The 23,372-nt window shown below is 70.8% G+C and carries 17 protein-coding genes; 5 read left to right on the forward strand and 12 right to left on the reverse strand.

The genetic code is table 11. From position 1 onward, the window contains the following. Positions 1-69 precede the first annotated feature (69 nt). Positions 70-5,712 (reverse strand): RHS repeat-associated core domain-containing protein, encoded by a 5,643-nt coding sequence (locus JOM49_RS35130; RefSeq protein ID WP_209668442.1) that lies wholly within the window; start codon positions 5,710-5,712, stop codon positions 70-72. Between the two features lie 220 nt (positions 5,713-5,932). Continuing rightward, the gene (locus tag JOM49_RS35135) at positions 5,933-8,275 is read right to left on the reverse strand and encodes an ATP-binding protein (RefSeq protein ID WP_308158981.1); all 2,343 of its coding nucleotides are present in this window, start codon (positions 8,273-8,275) and stop codon (positions 5,933-5,935) included. Positions 8,276-8,417: 142 nt separating this feature from the next. Between JOM49_RS35135 and JOM49_RS35140 the strand changes: the two genes are divergently transcribed. Then, positions 8,418-8,699, forward strand: a complete 282-nt coding sequence (locus JOM49_RS35140) for a hypothetical protein (protein ID WP_209668443.1) — start codon at positions 8,418-8,420, stop codon at positions 8,697-8,699. A 49-nt stretch (positions 8,700-8,748) separates the two neighbouring features. After that, on the forward strand, positions 8,749-9,117 hold the full coding sequence (locus JOM49_RS35145) for a hypothetical protein (protein ID WP_209668444.1): 369 nt from the start codon (positions 8,749-8,751) through the stop codon (positions 9,115-9,117). Positions 9,118-9,269: 152 nt separating this feature from the next. On the opposite strand, the gene JOM49_RS35150 is transcribed toward JOM49_RS35145, so the two are convergent. From JOM49_RS35150 to JOM49_RS35160, 3 genes are all read right to left on the reverse strand, one after another. Beyond that, complete coding sequence (locus tag JOM49_RS35150) at positions 9,270-10,535, reverse strand: NAD(P)/FAD-dependent oxidoreductase (RefSeq protein ID WP_308158982.1); 1,266 nt, start codon at positions 10,533-10,535, stop codon at positions 9,270-9,272. A 74-nt stretch (positions 10,536-10,609) separates the two neighbouring features. Beyond that, positions 10,610-11,359 carry a dienelactone hydrolase family protein gene (locus JOM49_RS35155; protein ID WP_209668445.1) on the reverse strand — a complete coding sequence of 250 codons (750 nt, stop codon included), beginning with the start codon at positions 11,357-11,359 and terminating at the stop codon, positions 10,610-10,612. Next, entirely contained in the window at positions 11,356-11,622 is a 267-nt protein-coding gene (locus JOM49_RS35160; protein ID WP_209668446.1) for a hypothetical protein, read from the reverse strand. Before JOM49_RS35160 ends, JOM49_RS35155 begins: the two co-directional genes overlap by 4 nt. A gap of 787 nt (positions 11,623-12,409) precedes the next feature. Here JOM49_RS35160 and JOM49_RS35165 point away from each other — a divergent pair. After that, a complete protein-coding gene (locus JOM49_RS35165; protein WP_209668447.1) occupies positions 12,410-12,733 on the forward strand; it encodes a helix-turn-helix domain-containing protein in 324 nt (107 codons plus the stop codon). A 375-nt stretch (positions 12,734-13,108) separates the two neighbouring features. Here JOM49_RS35165 and JOM49_RS35170 read toward each other — a convergent pair whose 3' ends face one another. The 6 genes from JOM49_RS35170 to JOM49_RS35195 form a co-directional block, all read right to left on the reverse strand. After that, entirely contained in the window at positions 13,109-14,137 is a 1,029-nt protein-coding gene (locus JOM49_RS35170; RefSeq protein ID WP_209668448.1) for a hypothetical protein, read from the reverse strand. Positions 14,138-14,182: 45 nt separating this feature from the next. Continuing rightward, complete coding sequence (locus JOM49_RS35175; RefSeq protein ID WP_209668449.1) at positions 14,183-15,079, reverse strand: RNA polymerase sigma-70 factor; 897 nt, start codon at positions 15,077-15,079, stop codon at positions 14,183-14,185. A gap of 113 nt (positions 15,080-15,192) precedes the next feature. Then, the gene (locus JOM49_RS35180; protein WP_209668450.1) at positions 15,193-16,380 is read right to left on the reverse strand and encodes an NAD(P)/FAD-dependent oxidoreductase; all 1,188 of its coding nucleotides are present in this window, start codon (positions 16,378-16,380) and stop codon (positions 15,193-15,195) included. A gap of 102 nt (positions 16,381-16,482) precedes the next feature. Further along, positions 16,483-17,394 (reverse strand): sigma-70 family RNA polymerase sigma factor, encoded by a 912-nt coding sequence (locus JOM49_RS35185; protein ID WP_209668451.1) that lies wholly within the window; start codon positions 17,392-17,394, stop codon positions 16,483-16,485. Positions 17,395-17,429: 35 nt separating this feature from the next. Further along, positions 17,430-18,389 (reverse strand): IS481 family transposase, encoded by a 960-nt coding sequence (locus tag JOM49_RS35190; RefSeq protein WP_209668452.1) that lies wholly within the window; start codon positions 18,387-18,389, stop codon positions 17,430-17,432. A 24-nt stretch (positions 18,390-18,413) separates the two neighbouring features. Continuing rightward, positions 18,414-19,661, reverse strand: coding sequence for an NAD(P)/FAD-dependent oxidoreductase (locus tag JOM49_RS35195; protein ID WP_209668453.1), 1,248 nt, complete (start codon positions 19,659-19,661; stop codon positions 18,414-18,416). Between the two features lie 144 nt (positions 19,662-19,805). On the opposite strand from JOM49_RS35195, the gene JOM49_RS35200 reads away from it, so the two are divergent. Continuing rightward, on the forward strand, positions 19,806-20,549 hold the full coding sequence (locus tag JOM49_RS35200) for a hypothetical protein (RefSeq protein WP_209668454.1): 744 nt from the start codon (positions 19,806-19,808) through the stop codon (positions 20,547-20,549). 177 nt (positions 20,550-20,726) lie between these two features. Here the strand turns inward: JOM49_RS35200 and JOM49_RS35205 are convergent, their stop codons facing one another. Then, a complete protein-coding gene (locus JOM49_RS35205; RefSeq protein ID WP_209668455.1) occupies positions 20,727-21,752 on the reverse strand; it encodes a helix-turn-helix transcriptional regulator in 1,026 nt (341 codons plus the stop codon). A gap of 103 nt (positions 21,753-21,855) precedes the next feature. Between JOM49_RS35205 and JOM49_RS35210 the strand changes: the two genes are divergently transcribed. After that, entirely contained in the window at positions 21,856-23,097 is a 1,242-nt protein-coding gene (locus tag JOM49_RS35210; RefSeq protein WP_209668456.1) for an FAD-dependent oxidoreductase, read from the forward strand. Positions 23,098-23,372 lie beyond the last annotated feature (275 nt).

Below are 23,372 nucleotides of genomic sequence, written 5' to 3' on the forward strand. Positions count from 1 at the left end.
CGGCAGATGCGGACGGGCTTGCCGCGTGCCTCATCGCGCGCATCGAGGTGTGGCGGGGTGCGTCGCGACTCAGCAGAGCAGGCCGTCCCGGCAGCCGGTGATCTGGCCGACGAACGGCAGGGTCAGGTTCGGCTCCGGTTTGCCCTCCGCCCGGCCGAAGTTGCGCCACTGGCCGTAGTCCATGGCGTACTTGATCGTGCCGGGGATGTTGAACGCGGCGCCGTCCGCGGCGTTCCAGGCGAACGAGGTGACGAAGGTGCTCACCCGGTAGATGCCACCGCGGACCGGGTCGATCGGGTGGATCCGCGAGTACTCCTCGTTGAGCTTGTCCACCGCCTGGCTCTGGTCCTGCCACGCCTTCTCGGCCGAGACGATGAGGTTGCTCACCGGGGAAACCCTGACCTTGAGCGTGTACTTCAGGACGTTCTCGACGACCGCGTCGAACTTGGTTTCGGTCAGCTTGCGCTGGGCCGCCTTGATCCAGGCCGCGATCCCGCTCTCGTCCTTGCAGTTGCCCCCGCCCCCGCCGCCGCCCTTGCCGGAGTCGGACTTCTGGCACTCCAGCCCGGTGAGGTCGCGGTTGTTCACCGGGTTGTTCGCGGCGTAGGCGTAGCGGTTGAGCCCGATGGTGGCCTCGCCGTCGATGATCGAGTCGGGCGAGATGAACCGGCCCAGCTCCGGGTCGTAGTAGCGGGCGTGCAGGTAGAGCAGGCCGGTCGAGTCCTGGCGCTGCCCGGCGAACCCGCGTGGCTCGTAGCCGAGGGACCCCGTGGTGGCGAGCACCTCGCCCTGCGGCCGGTACCGCTTGCGGTGCACCTCGGCGCCCGCGGCGTCGGTCAGCGCCTGCACCGAGCCCAGGTGGTCGGTGTGCACCCACAGCCGGGTGGTGCCGTCAGCGCGGGCGACCAGGGTGCCGGCGATCGAGATGTACTTGGTCGCCGGGCCGCCCGGGGTGGTCTCGAAGTCGTCACCGAGGTAGTGGCGGGTGATCGCGCCGTCGACCTGCTGGACGCGCTCGCCCTCGGCGTCGTAGGCGAAGGTCGAGGTCACGCCCGCCTTGGTGACCGAAGCGAGCCGGTTGTCGCCGTCCCAGGTCAGGGTCCGGCCCGCGCCGGAGGTCATCAGGCCCGCCGCGTCGTAGGTGTAGGCGTGTGGCCCCGCGGTGGCCACGGCGTGCGGCCGGGTGGCGTCCGCGGTGTACCCGCCGAGCCGCGAATTCGCCGTGGTGTTGCCGATCGCGTCGTAGGCCAGTGTCTGGTCGAGCGCGGGGTCCGCCGGATTGGCCGCGGAGACGAGCTGGTCGGCGTCGTCGTAGGCGTAGGCCCACGACTCCCCGGGCAGTGAGCTGCCGACGCCGGTGATCAGGCCCTTGGCGTTGCGGGTGTACCCGCTGTCCTGGACGGTGGCCGGGCCGGACACGGTGGAGACGCCGGTGAGCCAGCCGCGCCGGGGGTCGTGCGGCCGGGTGGTCACCGTGCCGTTGGCGTTCTCGATCCGGGTGAGCTTGCCGTCGGCGGTGTAGCGGGCGGCGGTGACGTATCCGGGGATCGACGTCAGCCGCCCGGCCCCGTCGTAGCGCAGCGGGTCCGCCGCGGTGCCCTGCGCGTCGCCGTCCGGATAGGACGTCCACAGTAGACGGTCACCGGCGTCGAACCCGTACTCGAAGGCGTAGGCGGTGCCGCCGGTGGTGCGCACGGTGCGGACCACGCGGCCGAGCGCGTCGTGGTCGGTGGTCCGGCTGCCCGCCGGGTCGGTGGTGGTGGTCAGCTTGCCGGTGTTGAAGAACCCGGCGCGCGGCTCGTCGTGCGCCCAGGTCACGGTGACCGCCTCGGCGGTGCCGGCGCGGGAGGTCTTGGCGGTCCGGCGGTCCAACGCGTCGTAGCCGTAGGTGGTGCGCTGGCCCTTGCCGTCGGTCTGCGCGGTCTGGCGGCCGGCGGCGTCGTACTCGTAGGTCCAGGTGCCCGAGTCGGGGTCGGCCATCCGGGTCCGGCGGCCGAGCGAATCGGTGGTGTAGGCGATGGTGTTGCCCAGTGCGTCGGTCGAGCGCTCCAGGTTGCCGCGGGCGTCGTAGGCGTAGACGGCCGTCCGGCCGCCGGGCTCCTCGCGGGCGATCCGCCTGCGCTGCGCGTCGAAGCGGTCGGTGTGGGCGCGGCCCAGTTCGTCCGTGCTGGTCACCGACCACAGCCCGTAGGTCCTGCTCTGGTACGCGCCGTCGGGGAAGGTGGTGCGGGCCGGGCGGTCGAGCGGGTCGTAGCCGTGGGTGGTCGGGTGCGTCGCGGGCTGGGGTTGCCCCGCGATCCAGTAGTACGGCGCGGTCGTCATCGCGATCTGCCCGCGGGCGGTGTAGCCGGTGTCGGTGTGCACGTCGCCGGTGGCCGCGTCCGGTCCTTTGCCGACGGTGCGCCAGAGCCGCTGGTGACCGTCCAGGTACCGCCTGGTCCACAGTGGATCGGCCGTGCCGTCCGCGGCGGGCCGCTCGATCAGCTCGTGCTGCGTGGCGGCGTTGCCGAGCTCGGCCCAGGTGTGCCGTTCGAACCGGCCGCCCGGCTCGGTCTTCTCCACCAGCCGGCACAGGTTGTCGTAGGCCAGCGTGGTGACCTGCCCGTTGAGGTCGGTGCCGCGGACCGGGACCCCGCACACCGGGTCCCAGTCCTTGGTGGTGCGCTGGCCCAGCGCGTTGGTCTCGGCGATGGCGAACCGGTGGTGGACCGGGTCGAAGGCGGTGCTCTTGCGCGCGCCCACGCCGTTGATCTCCGCGGTGACGTTGCCCCAGGCGTCGCGTTCCTTGCCGGTCGTGACGAAGGCGCCGGTGTCGGAGAGCCAGCGGGCGGTGGCGGTGTCCAGCCCGGCGGCCGGGGCCTGGTCCCAGGCCGCCGCGCCGTCGTAGTGGGTGCGGGTCTCGGCGAGCCGGGTGCCGGTGGCATCGGCTCCCTGGAAGACCGCCACCGAAGCGGGCTTGCCGACGACGTAGGCGGCGGTGTTGGGCACGAACGTGGTCACGGTCGTGCGCTCGTCACCGGGGGCGTCGGCGTCGCCGTGCTCGACCTCCCGCGTGACCTCTCCGTAGGCGTTGTACTGCCGGGTCGTGTGCTTGCGCCTGCAGTCCGCGCCCGGGCAGGCCGGTCCGGAGTGGACCTGCTCCCAGGTGGCCGTGCGCACCGCCGTCCTCGGCACCGTTTCGGTGGTGGCGTACTCGTGCACCGTGGAGGTGAGCAGGGCGCCGTCCCCGCCGCGGCGTTCGACGCGCTCGGGTTCGAACAGCGCGGCGAGGTCCTGGCGGTAGTGCGTTTCGGTGGTGGGACAGGAGGTTTCACCCGCGATGCAGGGTTGGGTCTCCTTCTGCGAGCGGAAGCCCAGCGACCGCCGCTCGAGCAGGTCGTACCGGCCGCCGGCGTAGCTGTAGCCGGTGGTCGCGGTGCCGCCGCGGCCGTCGTCGGTGGTCACCGCGGTGGCGGTCTGCGTGATCGGCGGGTTGCCGGTGTTCGGCCACGCGGTGGACGGGGTGTAGCCGACCGCGGTGGTGCCGCCCCACTCGTTCGTCCGCGAGGTCAGCACGTCGGGCACCGCGCCGCCCGTGCTCCAGACCCGCCTGCCGCGGTTGAGGCTGAACGGGATCGCGTGGACCTCCACCACTTCGGCGATGCCGTCGCCGTTCACGTCGGCGTCGACGAACTCGGTGCCGCAGTGGCCCTTGTCGGAGCAGGTGAAGCCGCCCATCGCGGTGTCGGTGGCACCGGCGGTGAACCCGGTGCCGGTGGACAGCCAGATCCGGCGCCGCGACGAGAGCCCGTACGGCGACACCTCGACCAGGTCCACCCGGTCGTCCCCGTTGACGTCGACGGGCAGGTGCTTGGCGGAGTTGGCCGAGGGCATGGCCGTGTCGGTCGAGGCGAGGGTGTAGCCGTAGCCGGTGGACAGCCACACCCGGCGGGTGTAGGTGGTGAAGAACGGGTGCAGCTCGACCATGTCGGCCTTGCTGTCGCCGTTGACGTCCATCACGGTGTACCGGCTGCCCGCGCCGTCGGCCTTCGGGGCCGTCCAGTTGATGCCCGTGTCCACCGCCCCGGCGGTGAAGCCGGTGCCATGGGACAGCCAGATGCGGCGCCCGCCCGTGGAACCCCACACCGGGTAGATCTCGACGAGGTCGGTCCGGCCGTCGCCGTTGAGGTCGGCGGGCTGGAACTGGCGGTCCGCGCTGAACGGGATGCCCGTCTCGTGCGAGGCCAACGTGAACTGGGTGCCGTCCGAGAGCCAGGTGGCGCGGCAGTAGTGCACCGGGAAGAAGCCGCAGGAGTACAACTCCAGCACGTCCGTCTTCCCGTCACCGTTGACGTCCATCGGGAGGAAGCGCGAGTTGTCGCTCTGGGGACCGTGGCTCGTCCCGTTCGAGGCCAGGGTGAAGCCCGTGCCGTTCGAGATCCACAGGCGACGGCCCCAGGCGAAGCCGTCGGGGTAGATCTCGATCAGGTCGGTTTTGCCGTCCGCGTTGGCGTCACCGGGCAGGAACTTTGAATTCGTGCTGGAGGGCGTGGCGTTCTCGGTGGCGGCCAAGGTGAACCCGGTGCCGTCGGAGACCCAGCTGCGGCGCTGGTGGCCGAAGCCGTACGGGTAGACCTCGAGCATGTCGCCCTTGCCGTCACCGTTGATGTCCATCGGCAGGTACTTGCTCTCGGTGTTCGAGACCAGCGCGGTGTCGTGGTGACCAGCCGCGGGCACCGGGTCGCCCGGCCGGTAGGCCGCGGTCACCGGGGGCAACGCGGTGCCGCCGGTGACGGTGCCCGAGGCGTCCAGCACCGCGTCGCGGCCGAACTGCCGCACGCCGGTCAGCAGCGAGCGCGCGGTGGCGCCGCTGGTGGTGTAGGCGAGCTGGTAGGCGCGCAGGCGCTGCCCGCCGACGCTCACCTCGATGGTCTTGACCCGGTTCGGCGCGGCGAACAGGCCGCCGTTGCCGGTCGCGGTCTGCTCCACGTCCGGGCGGGCCTCGTGGTGGAACTCGACCGCGGTGCCGTTGTAGGTGACCGCATCGAGCTGACCGGCGGCCCAGTGGTAGGTCACCGTGTTGCCCGAGGTGTCGACGACCTCGTTCAGGCCCCAGCGGAACACCGGGGGCGACGCGGTGCCGGCGGAGACGATCGGCGCGAACACGCGGCGGGTGCCGTCCTTGCTGGTCACCGTCCACCGGCTCGCGTCCCCCTCCCCCGCGAGCGCGATCCGCAGATACCGCTCGGTCTTCGTGGTGTGCGTGCCCCCGGTGGTGCAGCTCGGGGCGGCGCTGCCCGCCGCGCACGGCACCAGTTCGACCCCGTCGACGAGGAAGATGTCCGTCGCGTCGTAGCGAGGCGCGCCCTTGTGCGCGCCCGCGCGCTCGATCCGGTTCACCCCGAGGAGATCCCAGCCGACGCCGAACGGGCCGTTGCCGCTCGAAGAATCGTAGGAAAGTGACAACTTCGGCGTGATTTCCCGGAATTCGGGAACGGTGATCTCGATTTCGTCACCGAAGGCACCCCGGCCATCCACCACCCACGACTTCTTCGGCGGTTCGGGCACCTCCGGGCTGGTCGGTTTCGGCGTCTCGGCCAGCGGGGCCTGCTGATTCGGCCGGTCCGCGCCGCCCGCCGGTGGTGTCGCCCGCACCGCCGTGGCGCTGCTGAGAAGAATGAGCACTGCCAAGCCCAGGCCGCGCAGAGCGCGACCGCGGTTCACCGCCGTCATCAACCAGTCACCCCAGTACGGAAAAACACCGACAGCCGTGAAAGCCGGCCCCCATCGCCGGTGATCGTAAGCAGAGCGGTATTCGAATCGGAAGCTCCGGGGAACGACTGACCGCGGGGTTTCGAAACCGGTATCCGCCTGTCACCGTACCTATGCGCCAGTTGCGCCACATGGCGTAATCCCGGCGTCCGTCAGCACGAGTACGGGGGCGAGTCGTCCTTCAGCCGCTCCGGGTTCGCGGCTGGCGGAGTTGGTCGCGAAGAGCCTCGGCTCGGGGATCGCCCAGGTCTTCGTAGATGTCGAGGGCCGCCTGCCAGTTCTGCCGGCTGGCATCGGGCTGCCCGGTGTGGTGGTAGACGATGCCGCGGGTGCTGAGTGCAAGAGCCTCGCTGTGCCGGTCGCGGAGTTGGCGAGCCAGGTCCAGGCCTTCGGAAAGGCGGTCGAGGGCCTTCTCGTACTCGCCGAGGCCCAGGTGTGACTCGCCAAGGTGGATCAGGGTGACGGCTTCGCCGTGCCGGTGGCCGATGGCGCGGCAGAGCTCCAGTACCCGGCGGAACTGGCAGAGCGCGTCGTAGTGGGCGCCCATGCCGAGGTAGGCCTCGCCGAGGTTGCCCATGGCGATTCCTTCGCTGTACTGGTTTCCGGTTTCCCGGATGACTTCCACCGCCTGGCGGGCATAGCCGGCGGCATCGGGGTACCGGCACAGACCGAGGTGGGTGTCGGCGAGATTCGCCAGGACCATCCCCTCGCCCCACCGGTCGCCGGCGGCACGGAAGAATTCGCGGGCAGCCTGGAAGTGGTCCAGGCTCTCGGCGAACCGGCGCATGCCCACGTAGGCGGTCGCGAGCCCGTTGAGCATCCGGGCCTGTCCCTTCGGGTCGCGCAGTTCGCGGGCGGCCGCGAGGCCGGTCTCGTGCACCGCGACCCAGTCGGTCCAGTACTTGCGCAGGTAGAAGAAACTCCACAGGTTGTTGGCGAGCTGCCACGCCGCGGCACCCAGCCCGGTCTCCGCCGCGACGCGGGCGACCGCCACCAGGTTGGCCCGCTCGGTCTCGCACCACTCGAGCGCCGCGTCGAAGTCACCGAAAACGGCGGGATACTCGGGGATGGGCGATGCGTCCACCACTCCCCGTTGGCGGCCGGGGTGCAGTTGCCGGTCTGCGGCCGCGGTGGCGTGGAGGTACCAGCCGACAAGGCGGTGCAGCGCCTCGCGCCGCTCCTCGACGGTGTCCGTGACCTCCGCGCACTCGCGGGCGTAGGCCCGGAGCAGGTCGTGCAACTGGACCCGATCCACCTCGGCGGCTTCGATCAGATGCGCCTCGACCAGACCGTCGAGGAGTTGCCGTGCGACGGCGGGCGCGAGCCCGGCCGTGGCAGCAGCGGCGTCGGTGCCGATGTCGGGGCCGGGGTGCAGGCCCAGCAGCCGGAGCAGCCGCGCCTGAGCTTCCGGAAGATGCCGGTAGGACCAGGAAAGCACCGGGCGGATCGCGGTGAACTGGTCGGCGCTGAGGCTGAACACTTCGAGTCGCCGGTCGGCGTCGGCCAGTTCGGCGGCCAGCTCGCCGAGAGCGAGGTGGGGACGGGTGACCGCGCGCTGGGCGGCGATCTGGATCGCGAGCGGCAGCCGATCGCACAACCGGGCCAGGTGCGCCACCGCCGCCGGCTCCGCGTCCGCCCGATCCGGGCCGACAATGGTGCGCAGCAAGGCCACGGCATCCGCCTCCGGCAGCCGGTCGATGGAGATCCGGTGCATCCCGACGCTCACCGCGAGACCGGTGAGTTTGTCGCGGCTGGTGACCACGACCATGCAGGACGACGAACCGGGCAGCAACGGCCGTATCTGTGCCACGCTGTTGGCGTTGTCCAGCACGATGAGCAGGCCCCGGCCGGTCACCACGGAACGGAACAACGCCGCGCGGTCATCGAGGGACGGCGGGATGTTCGCGGCCGGCACGTCCAGCGCGCGAAGGAAACCGTCCAGCACTTCACCGGGCGTTGCCGGCGGACCGGGATCGTAGCCGCGCAGGTTGACGTACAACTGCCCGTCGGGGAATTTGGCGCGCACGTGGTGTGCCCACATCACGGCCAACGTGGTCTTGCCCACCCCGGCGGTGCCGCTGATCGCCGAAATGACCACCGCCCGGCCGGCCGGTGCCGTTGTCGAACCGGGTCCGTCCATTGAGTCGAATACCGCGTCCAGTGCGGTCAGTTCCGCTACCCGCCCAGTGAAAGCACGGACGGGTGATGGCAGCTGCCCCGGAACGATCCGTGCCGGCTTCCCGGGTGCGTGCGTACCGCGCTCGGGGTCGCTGGATTTCGTGCGACTCCGGACTCGGCGCGGGACGCACGCCTCCAGGCACGCACGCTCGCCGTCACTCAGTCCGAGCGCGTTCGCCAGGGCAAGAACCGTGTGGGGGTAAGGATATCGGCGTTCCTCGCGTTCCAGCGCGCTGATCGCTTTGGCGCTCACACCGGCTCGCTGGGCCAGTTGCTCCTGGGTCAGGAACGCGCGCTCCCGCAGCCTCCGCAGCAGGGCGCCGAACGATTCCCCCAGAACTCCCACACTTCATGGTAACCCCACACTTTACCGAAGTGTGGGACTCACTGTGGGTGGCCAGCACCCGCCTTCCAGCGAGAACCTCGTTTCCTCGATGTCCGGGCACAGGCCATCCTGTTACCGGAACCGGAACAAAAACGGGGAGACCATGAAAAACCTCAGAAGTCGTCTTGCCTTCGTCGCATTCACCGCAGGCCTCGCACTGATCGGCACCTCCGGCGTCGCACTGGCCGCGACCGCCGGGCCGACCGCCGCGCAGGAGCAGGTCGCCGAAGCCGCCGTGGCCTACATGGGCAGCACCAGGGACCTGGCCGTCTGCCATTCAGCCGGCCTGTGGCACATAACCCATGGCAGCGGCACCTACTACTACTGCCAGGAATACTACGACCCGGCCACCGGCCGCTGGTACGCCCTTTACGTCGGCTCGTAACCCTTTGTTCCCGACCGGGGACAAGACGTGCACGAAAACGGGAGGAAGAATGCACGTTTTCCGGAAGTACCTCATCACCGCCGCACTGACCGGCGGCATCGCGTTCGCGAGCGCGCTGGGCGCCACCGGCGCCTCGGCCGCTGCCGAACCCGCGACCACCGTGGCAACGACGGTGCAGGCGGCGCCGCAGCCGGGCTATATCGCGGTCGGTCGCCAGAACATCGTGTTCAGCGAGTACGGCGGTCCCTCGTCGATCGGTTCGACCGCCGAGGAGCTGATCTACGCGCAGTGCCAGCACGACGGGATCTGGGGCTGGCAGACCTACGCCTGGGTGCCCTCGCTGAACAGCTGGGGGTGGCTCCGCAACGGTGACATCACCGGGTTCACCGGGCCGATCTGGTGGCTGGACGTCTGCTGACCGACGGCCTCGGCGCTACGACTCCGCCGGGAAGTCTGGCAACCGGTGGCCCGCTGCCGCACCACCACTGCGCGAACGTGCGGTGACCCCTGCGACGCACCCGGTGCCTCGTTCCGGAGGCACCGGGTGCGTCCCCAGCGCGGAGTTCCGGCTCAGCCCATCACCGTGCCCGAGTTCGCGGTGTTCCGGTCGCGCTTGCGGGAGAACGCGCCCAGGTCGATCTCCAGGCCGGTGCGCGGGGCCCGGAACCGCACGGGCGACGCGTCGTGGTCGACGCCGTTCTCCACCTGGTTGATCAGCTCCGTCATCAGCTGCCCCACGACCGGCGCGTTCTTGAACTGGTTGCCGCTCGTTCCGATCGCGAGGTAGAAGCCGACGAGTTCGGTGCGGTCGTAGATCGGCGTCCAGTCGTCGGCGACGTCGTAAACGCCCACCACGCCGCGCGCCCGGTTGGGCACCGCCAGGTCGGGCAACCGCCGCGCGGCCCGCGTCACCTGGGCCTCGAAGACCGCGGCCGTCGGGTGGATGTCGACGGCGTCCGGGTCGTCGGTCCACTGCATCGGATCACACTCCGGTTCGGTTCCGCCGACGAGCAGGTCCCCTCCTACCTCCCCGCGGAAATAGGTGCCCAGATCCAGGTCCGCCACCACAGGCCCGTCATAGCCGTCCTGGACGGGTACGTGCGCTACTTCCTGCCGCATCGGGCGCACACCGACCGTGAAGTCGGCACCCACGCCGGCCAAGCGATTCACCGCGCCCGACCACGGACCGGCCGCGTTGACCACGACGGCACAGGGAATCCGGGTGCCGTCCGCCAGCCGCACCGACGTCACACGCCCGCCGGATTCCTCCACCGCTGTCACCGTGCTGCGAAAGCGGAACTGCGCCCCGCACGCCGCAGCCGCGGAGGCGAGGTTGACCGCGGCGAGGCTCGGATCCGAGATATAACCGGCATCCGGGGTGTACACGCCGCCGAGCGAGTGTTTCGCGTCCTCCCAGAATTCCTCGTCGTCGAGCCGCTTCGGCGGCCAATAGCGGCCGGCGTCGATACCTGGAACACGCTCGGCCAATGTCGCGCTGTCCCATTCCTCGTAGGGCACGCCGATCTCATCGAACAACGGCAGCCACGACGTACGCGGAGCCGCATCCACATCCAGCGTGACCAGCCCACTCTTGCGGAACATCGCGAGGTCGCCGACATCGTGCCCGAGGTGGCCTGCCCAGTCGAGCCAGCCGAAATGCGCCTCCCAGGCCGTCGCCACCCCGGCGGTGGTGGAGAAGTTGAACCGCACGATCGCACTCGATGCCGAGGTCGACCCCTGTCCGGCCCCCGGGGCCCGATCGAGCACGGTCACCCCGTGCCCCGCCCGCGCGAGCTCGAGGGCGATCGACGAACCGATCACCCCTGCCCCGATCACGACCACATCGGTACTCACACGTGACCCCTCTCGCCTCAGTCTTTTCCAATGGATAAACCGTGGGAGTGATCCTGTCAAGCACCGCGACCGGCGTCGACCGCGGCCGTCACGGGCAGGCACTCGGCGAGCAGGTCGACGACGTCGCGCCAGGCTCGCCGCGCGTGCTGTGGGTGGTGGCCGACGCCGGGGACCGTGGGGTGGTCGACCGGCGGGTGGTGAAAGGCGTGCAGGGCGCCGCCGTAGACCACGAGGCGCCAGTCGACGCCCGCAGCCTGCATCTCAGCGGTGAACGCGTTCCGTTGCGCGGGCGCCATGATCGGGTCTTCCGAGCCGACCCCGGCCCACACCGGGCAGCGGATGCGCGCCGCCTCACCCGGCCGGCCCGTGGTAGTCGCGTTGACTGTCCCGATCGCCCGCAGGTTGACGCCATCGCGCCCGAGTTCCAGCGCGATGGCGCCCCCGGTGCCGTAGCCGACAGCGGCTATCCGGTCGGGGTCGGTCCGCGATTCGGTGCACACCACGTCGAGCGCCGCGTGGCCGATGCCTCGCATCCGGTCGGGGTCGGCGAGCAGCGGCAGGCAACGGGCCAGCATCTCCTCGGGGTCGCCCAAATAGCGTCCACCGTGAAGGTCGAAGGCCAGCGCCACATATCCCAGCTCGGCGAGAGCATCGGCCCTGCGGCGCTCGACGTCGCCGAGCCCCATGCCCTCCGGTCCGAGCAGCACCGCGGGCCGGCGGCCGACACCGGCCGGGAGCGCGAGGTGCCCGGTCATCGTCAAACCGTCGGCCGGGTACTCGACCGTACGCGTCGTGATCGTGGTCATGAGTCCGGACAGTAGTGATCGTCGAGCGGGTCCGGCCGGTGGTTCTCGCCGGACGAGTCGGTGGCCTGGCCGAAGCTGAGGATGCCGCCGCCGTCGTCCTGGCCCGCGGCGGCCGCGTGACCGTTGCCGACGGTGACCGTGATGAGCGTGGTGATGACCGGAAGACCGGCCGTGCACGCCGTCGTCGCCGTGGGCGGCGGTCGGTGAAGCCCATCGTTCCATCGCAGGTCGCGGGACCGGGCCGGCCGGGTCTCCAGCGGCACGGGTTCGCACCTCCGAGTGGTCCTTCATCAGCCGTCCCCGGCTGACCTGCACCTTCGCCAGGTGAGACAGCCACACTCCGGCCACGGAGGAAATCTATGGCGACCGGAGTAGACATTCGTCGCTGGGTGTGTGTAGAGTTCTGCTCGTACGGAATGAGACAACGTCAAGTGGCGCGGGAGAGGACGTAACTACCCGCGATATGAGACAGGACGGTCACGCGGCGCGAGACCCAAGGCAACGAGCGGGTTTCGACGGTGACCGGGGCAGCACCCGGGACCACGTGGCGAAGACGGAAGCAATGGTCCCGGTGGAGTAGTGCAAGACGCGGGCGGAGCAACCGCGCCCGTGGAAGTGCAGTGATGGCAATACCGCAGTTCGCAGTATGCGGTGAAGACGGCCGGGTGCGCCGGAGCCGAGCAGGATTCGCGGCTCCGGCGCACCGGGCCAGCGGCACCACGCGTGCTGGGGCCGATCTCGGTAAGGGGTTCCGGCCGGTGGTGATCGCAGCAGTGCACGGTAGGAGAAATCGCAGGAAAGAAGGGAAAGGGCGCATCATTGGATCGCCCGCCGCGGCTGCACTTCCGGGCCGCGCGGGTACCGCAGTCCCATCGGATTGGCAGGTGGTTCTCGGTTACGAATCAGCGATCCCCGCACAACCAGCCTCACGGCTGGGCTCCGCGGGTGTAATTCTCCGGCCGTCTGGCCGGTGGACAATGGTGAACTCTCGACCCCTGGAACCCCGGGTGCCGTAACGGCGCCCGGGGTTCTTCGTGATGTGGAGGTGGAATGATCCCAGCTCAATCCGGCCCGGTCGGGGTCGGCAGGTTCGATGACGAGCACTACCCGGCGTACACCATGGGCCGGGCCGCGGACCTGCTCGGTACCAGCCAGAATTTCCTGCGCAGCCTGGATGGCGCCGGCCTGATCGAGCCCCAGCGCTCCGCCGGCGGGCATCGCCGCTATTCCCGGCACCAGTTGCGCATCGCCGCGCGGGTGCGGGAACTGGTCGACCAGGGCACCGCCGTCGACGCGGCGTGCCGCATCGTTTCCCTCGAAAACCAGTTGCACGAAGCACAGCACCGCGACGTCGCCCGGCAACTGCAACGCTGAGAACGTGGGGTGTACCGCCGGTCCCGGTGGTACACCCGCAACGGGCATACCGCGCCGACACATCTCGTCGGGGGTGCCGACCGCGAGGAACCAGGTTCCCCAGAGGCTGCCGCCGACGCCCCGCAGCGTCCGGCCGCCGGTGGCCTGCTTGTCGAACTCGAACATGCCGAGGCCGTACCGCGCGTACGGCATCCAGTAGCTGCCCTCGGTGGAGACCGTGGTCCACAGCTGCCGGTGCTGGGCGGGTGGCAGCAGGCTTCCGGTGACCATCGAGCCGACGAAGTGGATCATGTCGCCGGTGCCACCGACCGGCTCCTGACGCGCCTGAGTTGACGAGTTGCCATCGCGTGGACGACGGCCAGACCGAGGCCCTCGCTAGAGGCCGTCGGTGCGGGTGTGGTCGATGCTGGGGACACTCCCGCCGCGCCGGGCGCGCAGGCCACCGGCCAGGCAGAGCACCACCCCGGCCGTGAGCCAGGTGATCAGGACGACGACCGGGTGGGTGGCGCCGTGGCCGTCGAAGAACGCGGTGGACCGCAGCAGTTGGCCACCCGCCCCGGGTGGAAGCAGCCTGCCGAGTTCGCCGGACCAGCCGGGCAGCATCTCGGGTGCGGTCGCGGTGCCGGAGAGGGGGTTGCCGATGAGCATCATGGTGACGGCGCCGAGGCCGAAACCGACGTACCCGAGCAGTGAAGCCAGTCCGAGGATGCTCACGGAGGTGGCGGCGATGGTCAGCGCGATGGCGCCGCTGTTGGCCGGGTAGGAGCCGCCCAGCGAGCCGAACCAGAACTGCAGGATCGCTGCCACGGCCAGGCCGCTGGTGCTCGCGAAGGCGAGCGCTCCGATGACCTGGCGCGCGGTGCCGCGGACGAGTCTGGTCAGCAGCAGCCCGGCGAGCAGGCCGCCCATGACCAGAGGCAGGGCTCCGGCGGCCAGACCGGCGCCGCGTGGGTCGTCGGCAGGCAGGGCGACCAGGTCGCGGACGGCGACCGTCGGGCTGGTGCCCGTCGCCTGGCCGAGCCCGGCCGCGATGCCCTGCAGGGTCTGGGCGACCGCCGCGCCGGCGGCGGAGGCGGTGATGATCCGGGGGCTGCCGGAGCTGACGTCGATCGCCCCGTACACCTGCCGGTCACGGATCAGCTGTTCGGCGGCGGCGGTGTCGGCGACCTCGGTGATCTCGAAGCCGCCCGGCAGGCGTTGGTCCAGCGCGGCGCCGATCTGCCCGACCGCGGTGGCCGGCCCGGCGACGGCGATCGGCACATCGTGTACCGACGAGCGCACCGACGGCCAGGCGAAGGCGATGAGCAGCACGCTGATGGCCGCCGTGAGCAGGACGACCGCCCTGGCCACCGCCGTCCAGTGCGACGGTGATGGGTCGGCGGCCAGCGGAGCTCGGGTGCGCATGTCTACTCCTCGAACAGCACGTCTGTGGTCACGCGGCGACCGGTGTCATCGCAGGGTGAGCGGGGTTTCGGCGTCGACCCGGGTCAGCTTCTCCGGGTTGCGGACGTAGTAGAGACCGGTGATGCGGGCGTCCTCGACGCGGACCGCGATGACACCGTCGAGCTCGCCGTCCACGCGGAGAACGAGAGCCGGGCCGCCGTTGACCACGGCCTGGCCGACGGTGAGCGTGGCCTCGGTCTTGGTGAGGCCGCCGACGATGAAGCGGGCCACCTTGTCCGCGCCGGTGATCGGCCGCGGGGAGGCCTGCCTGATACCGCCGCCGTCGCTGATGGCGACGACCTCGGGGGCGAGCACGTCGAGAAGACCCTGCAGGTCCCGGGTTTCCAGCGCCCGCTGGAACGCCTCCAGCGCCGCCCGGGTCTGGCTCTGGGTGACCGCGTACCGCGGCTGGCGGGCTTCGACGTGCCGGCGGGCGCGATGGGCGATCTGGTGGACGGCCGCGGGGGTTTTGTCGACGGCGGCCGCGATCTCGTCGTAGCCGATGCCGAAGGCCTCGCGCAGCACGAACACGGCACGCTCGGTCGGCGTCAGCGTCTCCAGGACGAGCATCAGCGCCATGGACACGCTCTCGGCCAGCTCCACGTCCTCCGCCACGTCCGGCGCGGTCAGCAGCGGCTCCGGCAGCCACGAACCGACGTAGGTCTCCTTGCGGCGCGTCATCGTGCGCAGCCGGTTGAGCGCTTGCCGGGTGGTGCTCCGGACCAGGTAGGCGCGCTGGTCGCGCACCTGCCCCAGGTCGACCTTGACCCACCGCAGCCAGGTCTCCTGGAGGACGTCCTCGGCGTCGGCCGCCGAGCCGAGCATCTCGTAGGCGACGGTGAACAGCAGGTTGCGGTGGGCGACGAACACCTCGGTCGACCGGGCCGTGAGGTGGTCGCCCACAGCCGGCTGCTCTCCGTCACGCGTTGGGTCCACGACTTCCTCTTCCACTGAAATTCCACTGAAAGCGTTCGCTCACGAACGACTGGACCGGGCCATCGGCGCGTGCTGCCGGTTCAGCGGGGAGTCAGCGTCTCGCCGCGCTGGGTCTTCAGCCGCTGCGAACGCTTGGCGTCCTTGAACTTCCAGGAGTACCGACCGGGCGTGCGCGCTTCGTGGGCCAGATGTTCGAGCAGGCCCGTGTAGCTGCTCTCCTTGACCTTCCCGCCGAGGCGGCCACCGAGGAAGAACCTGTTCGCGGTGTCGTCCTTGGCGGCCAGCTGCACGGTGGCGACCCGCTGCCCCAGGCTGACGCACAGGCCGAAGAACCCCACCTCGACGGACGCGGGCCGGTCACCGGCGATCCGGGCCAGCACCGTGTCAGCGGCGTGCGCGCCCAGCGGGTTCGCGGCCTGGCAACTCATCCGCAGCGGCAGGCCCGACGGCGCCGCCGAATCCCCGGCCGCGACGATGCGCTCGTCGTCCACGCTGGTCAACGTCTCGTCGGTGAGCAGGCGACCGGCGGCGTCGGTGCTCAACCCGCTGCGCGCGGCCAGATCCGGCACCCCGAACCCGGCGGTCCAGATGGTCACCGCGCTCGGCAACTCGCGGCCGCCAGCGAGCCGTACGGCGTCACGCGCCACAGCCGTCACCTTCGCGTCGGGGCCGTCGAGCACCCTCACCCCGAGCCCGGCCAGCCGCTTGGCGACCGAGCGCCGGACCCGAGGGTGCAGGTACGGGCCGAGCACCCCGCCACACACCAGCGTCACGGTGCGACCCGCCTCCGCCAGCTCGGCGGCGACCTCGATGCCGAGCATCCCGGCACCGACCACCGTCACCGCGGCCGTCGCGGGCGCGGCGTCCAGGACCGGCCGCAGCCGCTGCACCTCCTCGAGAGTGGCGATCGGGTAGGCGAACTCCGCCTCGCCGGGCACTCCCGGCCCCGCGCTGCCACTGCCGACCGCGTAGATCAGGTGGTCATAACCGGCCGAGTCCCCCGACGCCAGCACCACGGCGCGCTCGGCCACCTCGATCCGGGTCGCGGTGTCGACGACCAGCTCGACGCCGCCGGCCAGGACAGCTCGGTAGTCGACGACCGCGTCGCCGGACCCGGCCGCCAGTTGGTGCAGGCGGATCCGATGGACGAAGGTGGGGCGCGGATTGATCAGGGCCACGGTCACGTCGTGACGCTGGGTGAGGCGGTTGGCCGCCATCACCCCGGCGTACCCACCGCCGATCACGACCACCTCGGTGTTCCTGCCCATGGTGTCTCCTCGCTTTTCGGACGGTCGACCACAAGACACCGCGTGAGCGAATGTTCTGACAGCGTGTGGGGCAGGTCACTCCGCAGCACGGACCGGCGGCTCTCAGCGCGGGTGCCGCCGCCAGGCTTCGGCGAGGCGGGTGAGGCGGGTGGGGATGGCAATGCCGTGCACGGTGGCGATCTTCCCGCCCGCGATGCCGAACGCCACCATGCCGACGACCTGGTCGCCGAGCACGAAGAGGACGGCGGGGCCGCCGTTGACGACCGCGTGGTGGAGGGCGGGCGTGCCACCGCCGAATCGTCGTTTCGCGGCGGTGGTCGTGAAGCCGGCCCGCGTGACGGCGGCGATGCGCTGCGGCGTGTCGTACCGCAGCAGCGTCCCGGTCAGGCCGGCACCGTCGGAGATCGCGGTCGCGTCGCCGGTGAGCAGCGCCACCAGCCGTTCGGTACGGCCCGAGGAGGCGGCGGCGAGAAATTCCTCGACGATCCCGCGGGCGGCTGCCGGGTCGGCTTCGCCGCCGCGGCGGGTGGTGGTGATGCGGCGCCGGGCGCGGTGGACGTGCTGCTGGCTCGCGGACTCGGTGATGTCGAGGATTTCGGCGATTTCGGCGTGGCTGTGGGAGAACGCTTCACGCAGGAGGTAGACGGCCCGCTCCGGGGGTGAGAGGCGCTCCATGAGCAGCAGCACGGCCAGGGAGACCGATTCGCGCTGCTCGGCGGTGTCGGCCGGGCCGAGCATCGGGTCGCCGTCGAGGAGCGGTTCGGGCAGCCAGACACCGGCACTGCGTTCACGGCGGGCTGGTGCCGAGCGGAGCCGGTCGAGGCACAGGTTGGTGACGACCTTGGTCAGCCACGCTTCCGGCACCTCGATCCGCTGCCGGTCGGCGCCCTGCCAGCGCAGGAACGCGTCCTGCACGGCGTCTTCGGCTTCGGCGGCGGAGCCCAGCAGCCGATACGCCAGCGAGGCCAGCCGGTCTCGGCTGGCCTCGAAGCGGTCGGTGGCGGCGGCGTCCACGCGGGCCAACCTAGGCCGCTAGGTGTACTCGGCCATCAGGTTGGTGGCAGTCGGCTGGTGGGTGGGTGGCCGCCGAGTGCGCTGTGGCGTCGTTGAGTGTTGTAGTGCTCGAGCCAGGGTGCAAGGGCGGTGGTGCGTTCGGTGTTGCTGGTGAAGATCTGGCGGTAGGCCCATTCGGTTTGCAGGGTGCGGTTGAAGCGTTCGACTTTGCCGTTTTGCCAGGGGCAGTGCGGTCGGATGAATTTCTGGGTGATGCCGTGGCGGGTGCAGATTTCGCGCAGTGACCAGCGGTAGGCCCAGGCGTTGTCGGTCATCAGCCGTTCGATGCGGGTGATGCCGTGGCCGGTGAAGTAGCCGATCGCCCGGGCGAGGAAGGCGGCGCAGGTGGGGCCTTTCTCGTCGGGCAGGGCCTCGGAGTAGGCCAGCCGGGAGTGGTCGTCGACCAGGGAGTGGACGTAGTCGAATCCGATGGTGGTGTGGCGGTCCCGGGTAGTGGCGTGACGGCCGTGGGCGCGCCAGCCGCCGCCGTCGGGGATGCGGCCGATCTTCTTGACGTCCATGTGCACCAGCTCACCGGGCCGGGCGCGTTCGTAGCGGATCGCGGTGGTTTTGCTGGCCCGGATCACGTGGCCGGTGAGCGGGTCCAGCGCCGACAAGGGCGGCACCTGGTGGCGGGCCAGCACCCGCGACACCGTGCGGGCCGGCACCCCCAGGTGTGTCCCGATCCAGTCCGGTCCGCGGCGCTCCCGCCGGCGTGCCTCGACGATCCGGCGCTCGAGGTCGGCACTGGTGCGCCGGGGTGAGGAATGCGGCCGCGAGGACCGGTCGCGCAGCCCGGAGTCTCCCTCGGCGGCGTGCCGGTCCAGCCACGTCTTCACACATTTACGGGAGATCCCCATCGCCGCGGCAATATGCGCTTGCGGCCACCCCGCCTGATACCGCGCGACGATGAGCTGCCTGCCCCGAAACGTGGTCCGGGCATTACGGTGGGACATGAGAGCCTCCGGTCGAGCGTGGTCCTAGACACACCACACCCCATCCGGAGGCTCTCCCCACGTCAAGATCACCCCGCCGCTACCAACCTCCCGGCCGGGTACAGCTAGGCGGTGCTTGCGCCGAGGCAGCCCGAAGGTCGGGTGCGAGATGGTCCACAGCGCGATCTTGTTGATGCCCTCCTTGACCCGCGCCGCCTTCCGGCCGCCCACGTACTCCGGTTTCGCTCGCGCCTCTTCGTCGACCGGCTGCAGGATCCCGTCTCGTCGCCCGAGGGTGATGTGGTTGCCCGAGTAGGCCAGCTTGGTGGTCGCGATCTCGCAGCCGGTCAGGCGTCCCACGATCGCCTCGATGACCTGCCGGCCGGTGTGGCCCGCCGAACCACAGGACATCGGCAGCGGCCGGCCGTGGTCGCCGATGGCGTGGACGCTGTCGCCGGCGGCATAGACGTGCGGGTGCGACACCGACCGCATCGTGCGATCGACCACGATCAGGCCGTTCCCGGTGACCTCCAGCCCGCTCGCGGCGGCGATGGGGTGGACCGCGAACCCGGCCGTCCACACGGTCGCGTCCGAGGCCAGGACGGTGCCGTCGGCGCACCGCACCCGCGTCGCTTCCACGGCGTCGACACTGGTGTGCTCCACGACGGTGACACCCAGCCTGCCGTAGGCCCGGCGCAGGTGGCCGCGGGCTCCGGCGGAGAGCCGGGCGCCCAGCTCGCCGCGCGCGATCAGCGTCACCGACAGGCCGGGCCGGGCTTCGGCGATCTCGGCGGCGGACTCGATGCCGGTCAGCCCGTCGCCGACGACCGCCACTCGCCCGCCTTCGCCCTGCCTGCCCAGACTGTCCAAACTGTCCAGGCGCGCGCGCAGGCGCAGCGCCGCCGGACGACCGGTGACGTCGAAAGCGTGCTCTGCCACGCCGAGGACGCCGTGGTCGGCGACGTGGCTGCCGAGCGCGTGGACGAGCGTGTCGTAGCCGAGCTCGCCGCCACTGTCGGCATCGGCCACGGTCACGACCCGGCGCTCGGAATCCACGGCGGTGACCCGGGCCACGCGTAGCCGTATCCCCGTGCCGGCGAAGGCGTCTTCAAGCTTCGGAGCCTGGATTTCGCGGCCGGCCGCGAGCTCGTGCAGCCGCATCCGCTCGACGAAGTCCGGCTCGGCGTTCACCACGGTGATTTCGGTGTCCGCCGGGGACAGCCGGCGGGCCAGGTTCCCGGCCACGTAGGCCCCGGCATAGCCGGCGCCGAGGACAACGATGCGGTGCTTCATGGGTTGCTCCTGTCGGTTCGCTCGCTCTCGCCGACTTGAGCGAAACGGTGCCCCGATCGCTGACAGAACCGCATGAGGCCTGGGTCACACACCACAGCACGGCACGACCCCGAGCACGAACGAGTCAGCCGTTCGCACCGGCGAGTGGACCTGCCCGCGAACACTTCTGATTCCGTCATTACCACCGTTATTTTCGGAAGCGTCCATAAAACTCCGCAGTGGAGGAATACGATGAACACAGCACAGCAGAATTTCGCCAACGGGCGCCGGAAGTTCCTGAAAAGCGCCACCGTGGCGGCACTCGGCGTCGTCGGATTGGTGGCCGGCAGCCTGCTCACCGAGTCGCCCGCCCAAGCCACCCGGCAGGGCGCACTGCCGACGGTCGGCACCGAAGTCAAAGCCGGGATTGTCGTCGAGAAAGCGCAGCTGACCATCAAGGGCGAGCAGGTCGAGACGAACTTCGACGGCGAGTCCACGGTACGAATAGAAACCAATCCGGACGACCCGACGAACTCGGTGAAGTTGAAAGCGGTCAGCCACCGGCTGACCGCCGACCTGCCGAACGGCGGCACGGTCACCATCGAGCACAACGGCGACGACGCGAATCCCCAGAGCGTGCTGAAGCTGACCAGCACGCTCCCGCCGAAGTACGAACAAGCCATGGTGCTGAATCTCAAGGTGACCATCGACCAGCCGGGAAATCGGATCGACCAGCCGCTGGTACTGGTCACCAAGGAGCCGATGAAGCTCACCGGGACCCCGGCCAAGTTCCCGCCCGACGGCGACCTCATGCAACTGCAGAACCCGATCGACCTGGTCCTTTCGGACGACCTGAACACCACGATCGCCACCATCGAGAAATTCCCCGTCAAGGTGACGGGGGTTTGACGGAAACCGCACCACCGCCGACCACCGGGGACTGCGAGAAGTAATGCGGCGGGATCCAGGACCTGAGCGACTACGACTTCCACGACCGGACCTCGTCCTGGCACAACAATCAGAGTTCGGGGACGAAAGCCCAGGTTTACAACTGGACCGGCAGTTGGACCCTGTGGGAGAAGTGCCTCACCCGGGCTCGGAAGTGCGTGCGGGCTCCGGGGACTCGGTGACCGCGCTGAACCGGTGCGCCAGGCGGTGGCAGGCGTCGACGAGTTCCGCGGGCCGCACCTCGGTGAGTCCGGTGTCGAAGGTGGCGAGGATGCCCGCGATCCCCGCCCACGACCAGGCGCCGAGGGTGAGCCGGCAGTGGTGGGCGTCGAGGTGTTCGACGACCGAGCCGCCGGGGGCCCAGCGGGCGACCGTCCCGGCGGGCAGGTTCAGCCGGGCGGAGCCGGTGCACTGCCAGGTGGCGGGGGTGTCGCCGCGGTCGTGGCTGGTCATCACGAACGCGGCGACATCACCGCCGGGAACGTCACTGGCGGCGAACGGGGTGCGGCTGCTCACGCGGGCGTGGATCCGGTCGACGCGGTGCACGCGCCAGGCCTCGTCCGCGAGGTGGCGGGCGACCAGGTACCACCGCCCGGCCCAGACGACCAGGTGGTGCGGCTCCACCCGGACGGCCGGGGTGAAGTCACCGTCACCGGGTTCGGCGCGAGACCCGTCGGCGCGCAGGATTTCGATGGTGAGCGGGTGCCGGTGGCGCACCGCCGCGCCCACGGTCTTCAGCGCGGCCGGGTCGATGGGCGGTGCCGGGAACTCCCAGTAGTTGCGCAGCCTGGTCAGCCGCAGTGCCTCCATGGACGCGCGCAGCCGCGCGGGCATGACCTGCGTGAGCGCGTCCAGTGCCCGCGCGGCGTCGTCGCCGAGGCCGAACACGGTGCTGGGCGCGGTTTGCAGGGCCACCGCGACAGCGAGCGCCTGGTCCTCGTCGAACAGCAGCGGCGGCAGCGTGTGCCCGGCGCCGAGCCGGTACCCGCCACCGGGGCCGTGCACGGTGACGATCGGGAAGTCCAGCTGCCGCAAGGTTTCAATGTCCCGCCGGACGGTGCGTTCGCCGGCACCGAGCCGGGTGGCCAGCTCACCGAGTGACCACTGCGGGCGGGCCGGGAGCAGCGAGAGCAGGCGCAGGGCGCGCCGGGAGGTGTCTGCCACCACCCCATCATCGCCGAAATGGTGGCCACTCGGTGTCCACCACCGCTGCCAAGCTCAGTCGCGAGAGGTTGTCCATTCGCGATTGCGGGGAGTTCGGGAGCACATGCGCGTCGTTGTGGTCGGAGGCGGAATCGGTGGTCTGGCGCTGGGTGCCGGTTTGCGTCGTCAAGGATTCGACGTCGCGGTGTTCGACCGCGACACCGACGTGACCGCGACGGGCGGTTACCACATCACCCTGGACGGGCGGGCCCAAGCGGCCCTGCGGGGACTGATCGCACCGGAGCTCTTCGAGCGGCTGCTGGCTTCGGCTTCCGCGCTGCGGCTGCGGGAGCGGGACGCCTTCTGGGACCGGCGTGGCAGGCTGCTGGGCCACGGCCCCGACCTCAGCACCGAGTCCAGTGTGGACATCGACCGCATCACCCTGCGCAGCCTGCTGGCCGAGGCGGTCGGCGAGGACCTGCGCCTCGGCCGGGTGGTCACCGGCATCGACCGCGCCGGGGACGGCACCCCGCGGGCGCTGTTCGCCGACGGCGCACCGGTGCCCGGCGACCTGCTGGTGGGCGCGGACGGAGCCCACTCGCTCGTGGCGCGGCAGCTGGCGGGCAGACCGACCAACGCACCGGCGGGCATCATCGGCTTCTCCGGCCGGACCACGCTGGACGCGCTCGACCCCGGCGAGCGGCAGCGGCTCGGCCCACGATCCGGGCTGGCGATCGGGCCACGGGGCGCGGCGCTGTACGTCGGTTTCCTCGACCCGGTGGGCAATGCCGTGCTCGGCGCCCCGCACCTGCGGATGTCGATCACCACCGGCCCCACCTACATCTGGGGAGCCATGTTCCCCGAGTCCGCGGCCACCGAGCCGCTGCGCCACCTCCGCGGCGTCGAACTGCGCGATGCGCTCTCGGCCAGGTTCCGCGAACTGCGCTGGCACCCGCGAACGCTCGAAGTGCTCGACCGCGCCGACCCGCACAGCGTGGCCGCGTTCCGCTTCAACGCCGCCTCGACCAAGGCCAGCGACCTCGCCCCTTGGCCGGCCGGCCCCGTCACCGCACTCGGCGACGCCGTCCACGCGACCCCGCCGACCGCCGGCATGGGCGCCGGAGCCGCCATCCGCGACGCCGCGAGCCTGGTCGAGCACCTGCGCGAGGCCGGCACCGGCGAAACCGCCCTGGCCGTGGCGATCAGCCGGTTCGAAGCGGAGATGCGGGTTCGCGGCAGCGAAGTGCTCACCCTGGCCATGCGGACCGTCCGGTGGATCCTGGCCACCGACACCCCACTCGGCGCGGCAGCCACGGTCGCGGGCACTCCCCTGTTCGCCGCCCTCCGGCGCCTCAGCCGCCGCTGAGCGCCCTCGGTCCGGCGCTGAGACCCAGATCGCATCCGGTGCGGGGAACACCGGGCCGCCACGGCGTTGTACCCATTGCCGGCCCGGTGGTGTCCCCGGGCCTCACCCACCGCCTTCACGGAATACCGGTCCGGCCGGAGCCGTGTCGTGCCACTCGCCGAGAGGCGACCCCCGGGCCGGCCCTTCCGACTCCCGCTCTGCCTCGGATCTCTCCCCCGCCATCCTTGAGGCGGAGCGGGTCTTCGTTTTCCCGCTCCGGCAGGCAACTCGTCAGT

Source organism: Amycolatopsis magusensis (assembly GCF_017875555.1).
Taxonomy (GTDB): Bacteria; Actinomycetota; Actinomycetes; order Mycobacteriales; family Pseudonocardiaceae; genus Amycolatopsis; species Amycolatopsis magusensis.

Excerpts from the sequence above, each read along its gene's own strand:
- JOM49_RS35130 (WP_209668442.1), bottom strand. The coding sequence starts at position 5,712 with ATGACGGCGGTGAACCGCGGTCGCGCTCTGCGCGGCCTGGGCTTGGCA.
- JOM49_RS35140 (WP_209668443.1), top strand. The coding sequence starts at position 8,418 with ATGAAAAACCTCAGAAGTCGTCTTGCCTTCGTCGCATTCACCGCAGGC.
- JOM49_RS35145 (WP_209668444.1), top strand. The coding sequence starts at position 8,749 with ATGCACGTTTTCCGGAAGTACCTCATCACCGCCGCACTGACCGGCGGC.
- JOM49_RS35155 (WP_209668445.1), bottom strand. The coding sequence starts at position 11,359 with ATGACCACGATCACGACGCGTACGGTCGAGTACCCGGCCGACGGTTTG.
- JOM49_RS35165 (WP_209668447.1), top strand. The coding sequence starts at position 12,410 with ATGATCCCAGCTCAATCCGGCCCGGTCGGGGTCGGCAGGTTCGATGAC.
- JOM49_RS35170 (WP_209668448.1), bottom strand. The coding sequence starts at position 14,137 with ATGCGCACCCGAGCTCCGCTGGCCGCCGACCCATCACCGTCGCACTGG.
- JOM49_RS35180 (WP_209668450.1), bottom strand. The coding sequence starts at position 16,380 with ATGGGCAGGAACACCGAGGTGGTCGTGATCGGCGGTGGGTACGCCGGG.
- JOM49_RS35190 (WP_209668452.1), bottom strand. The coding sequence starts at position 18,389 with ATGTCCCACCGTAATGCCCGGACCACGTTTCGGGGCAGGCAGCTCATC.
- JOM49_RS35195 (WP_209668453.1), bottom strand. The coding sequence starts at position 19,661 with ATGAAGCACCGCATCGTTGTCCTCGGCGCCGGCTATGCCGGGGCCTAC.
- JOM49_RS35210 (WP_209668456.1), top strand. The coding sequence starts at position 21,856 with ATGCGCGTCGTTGTGGTCGGAGGCGGAATCGGTGGTCTGGCGCTGGGT.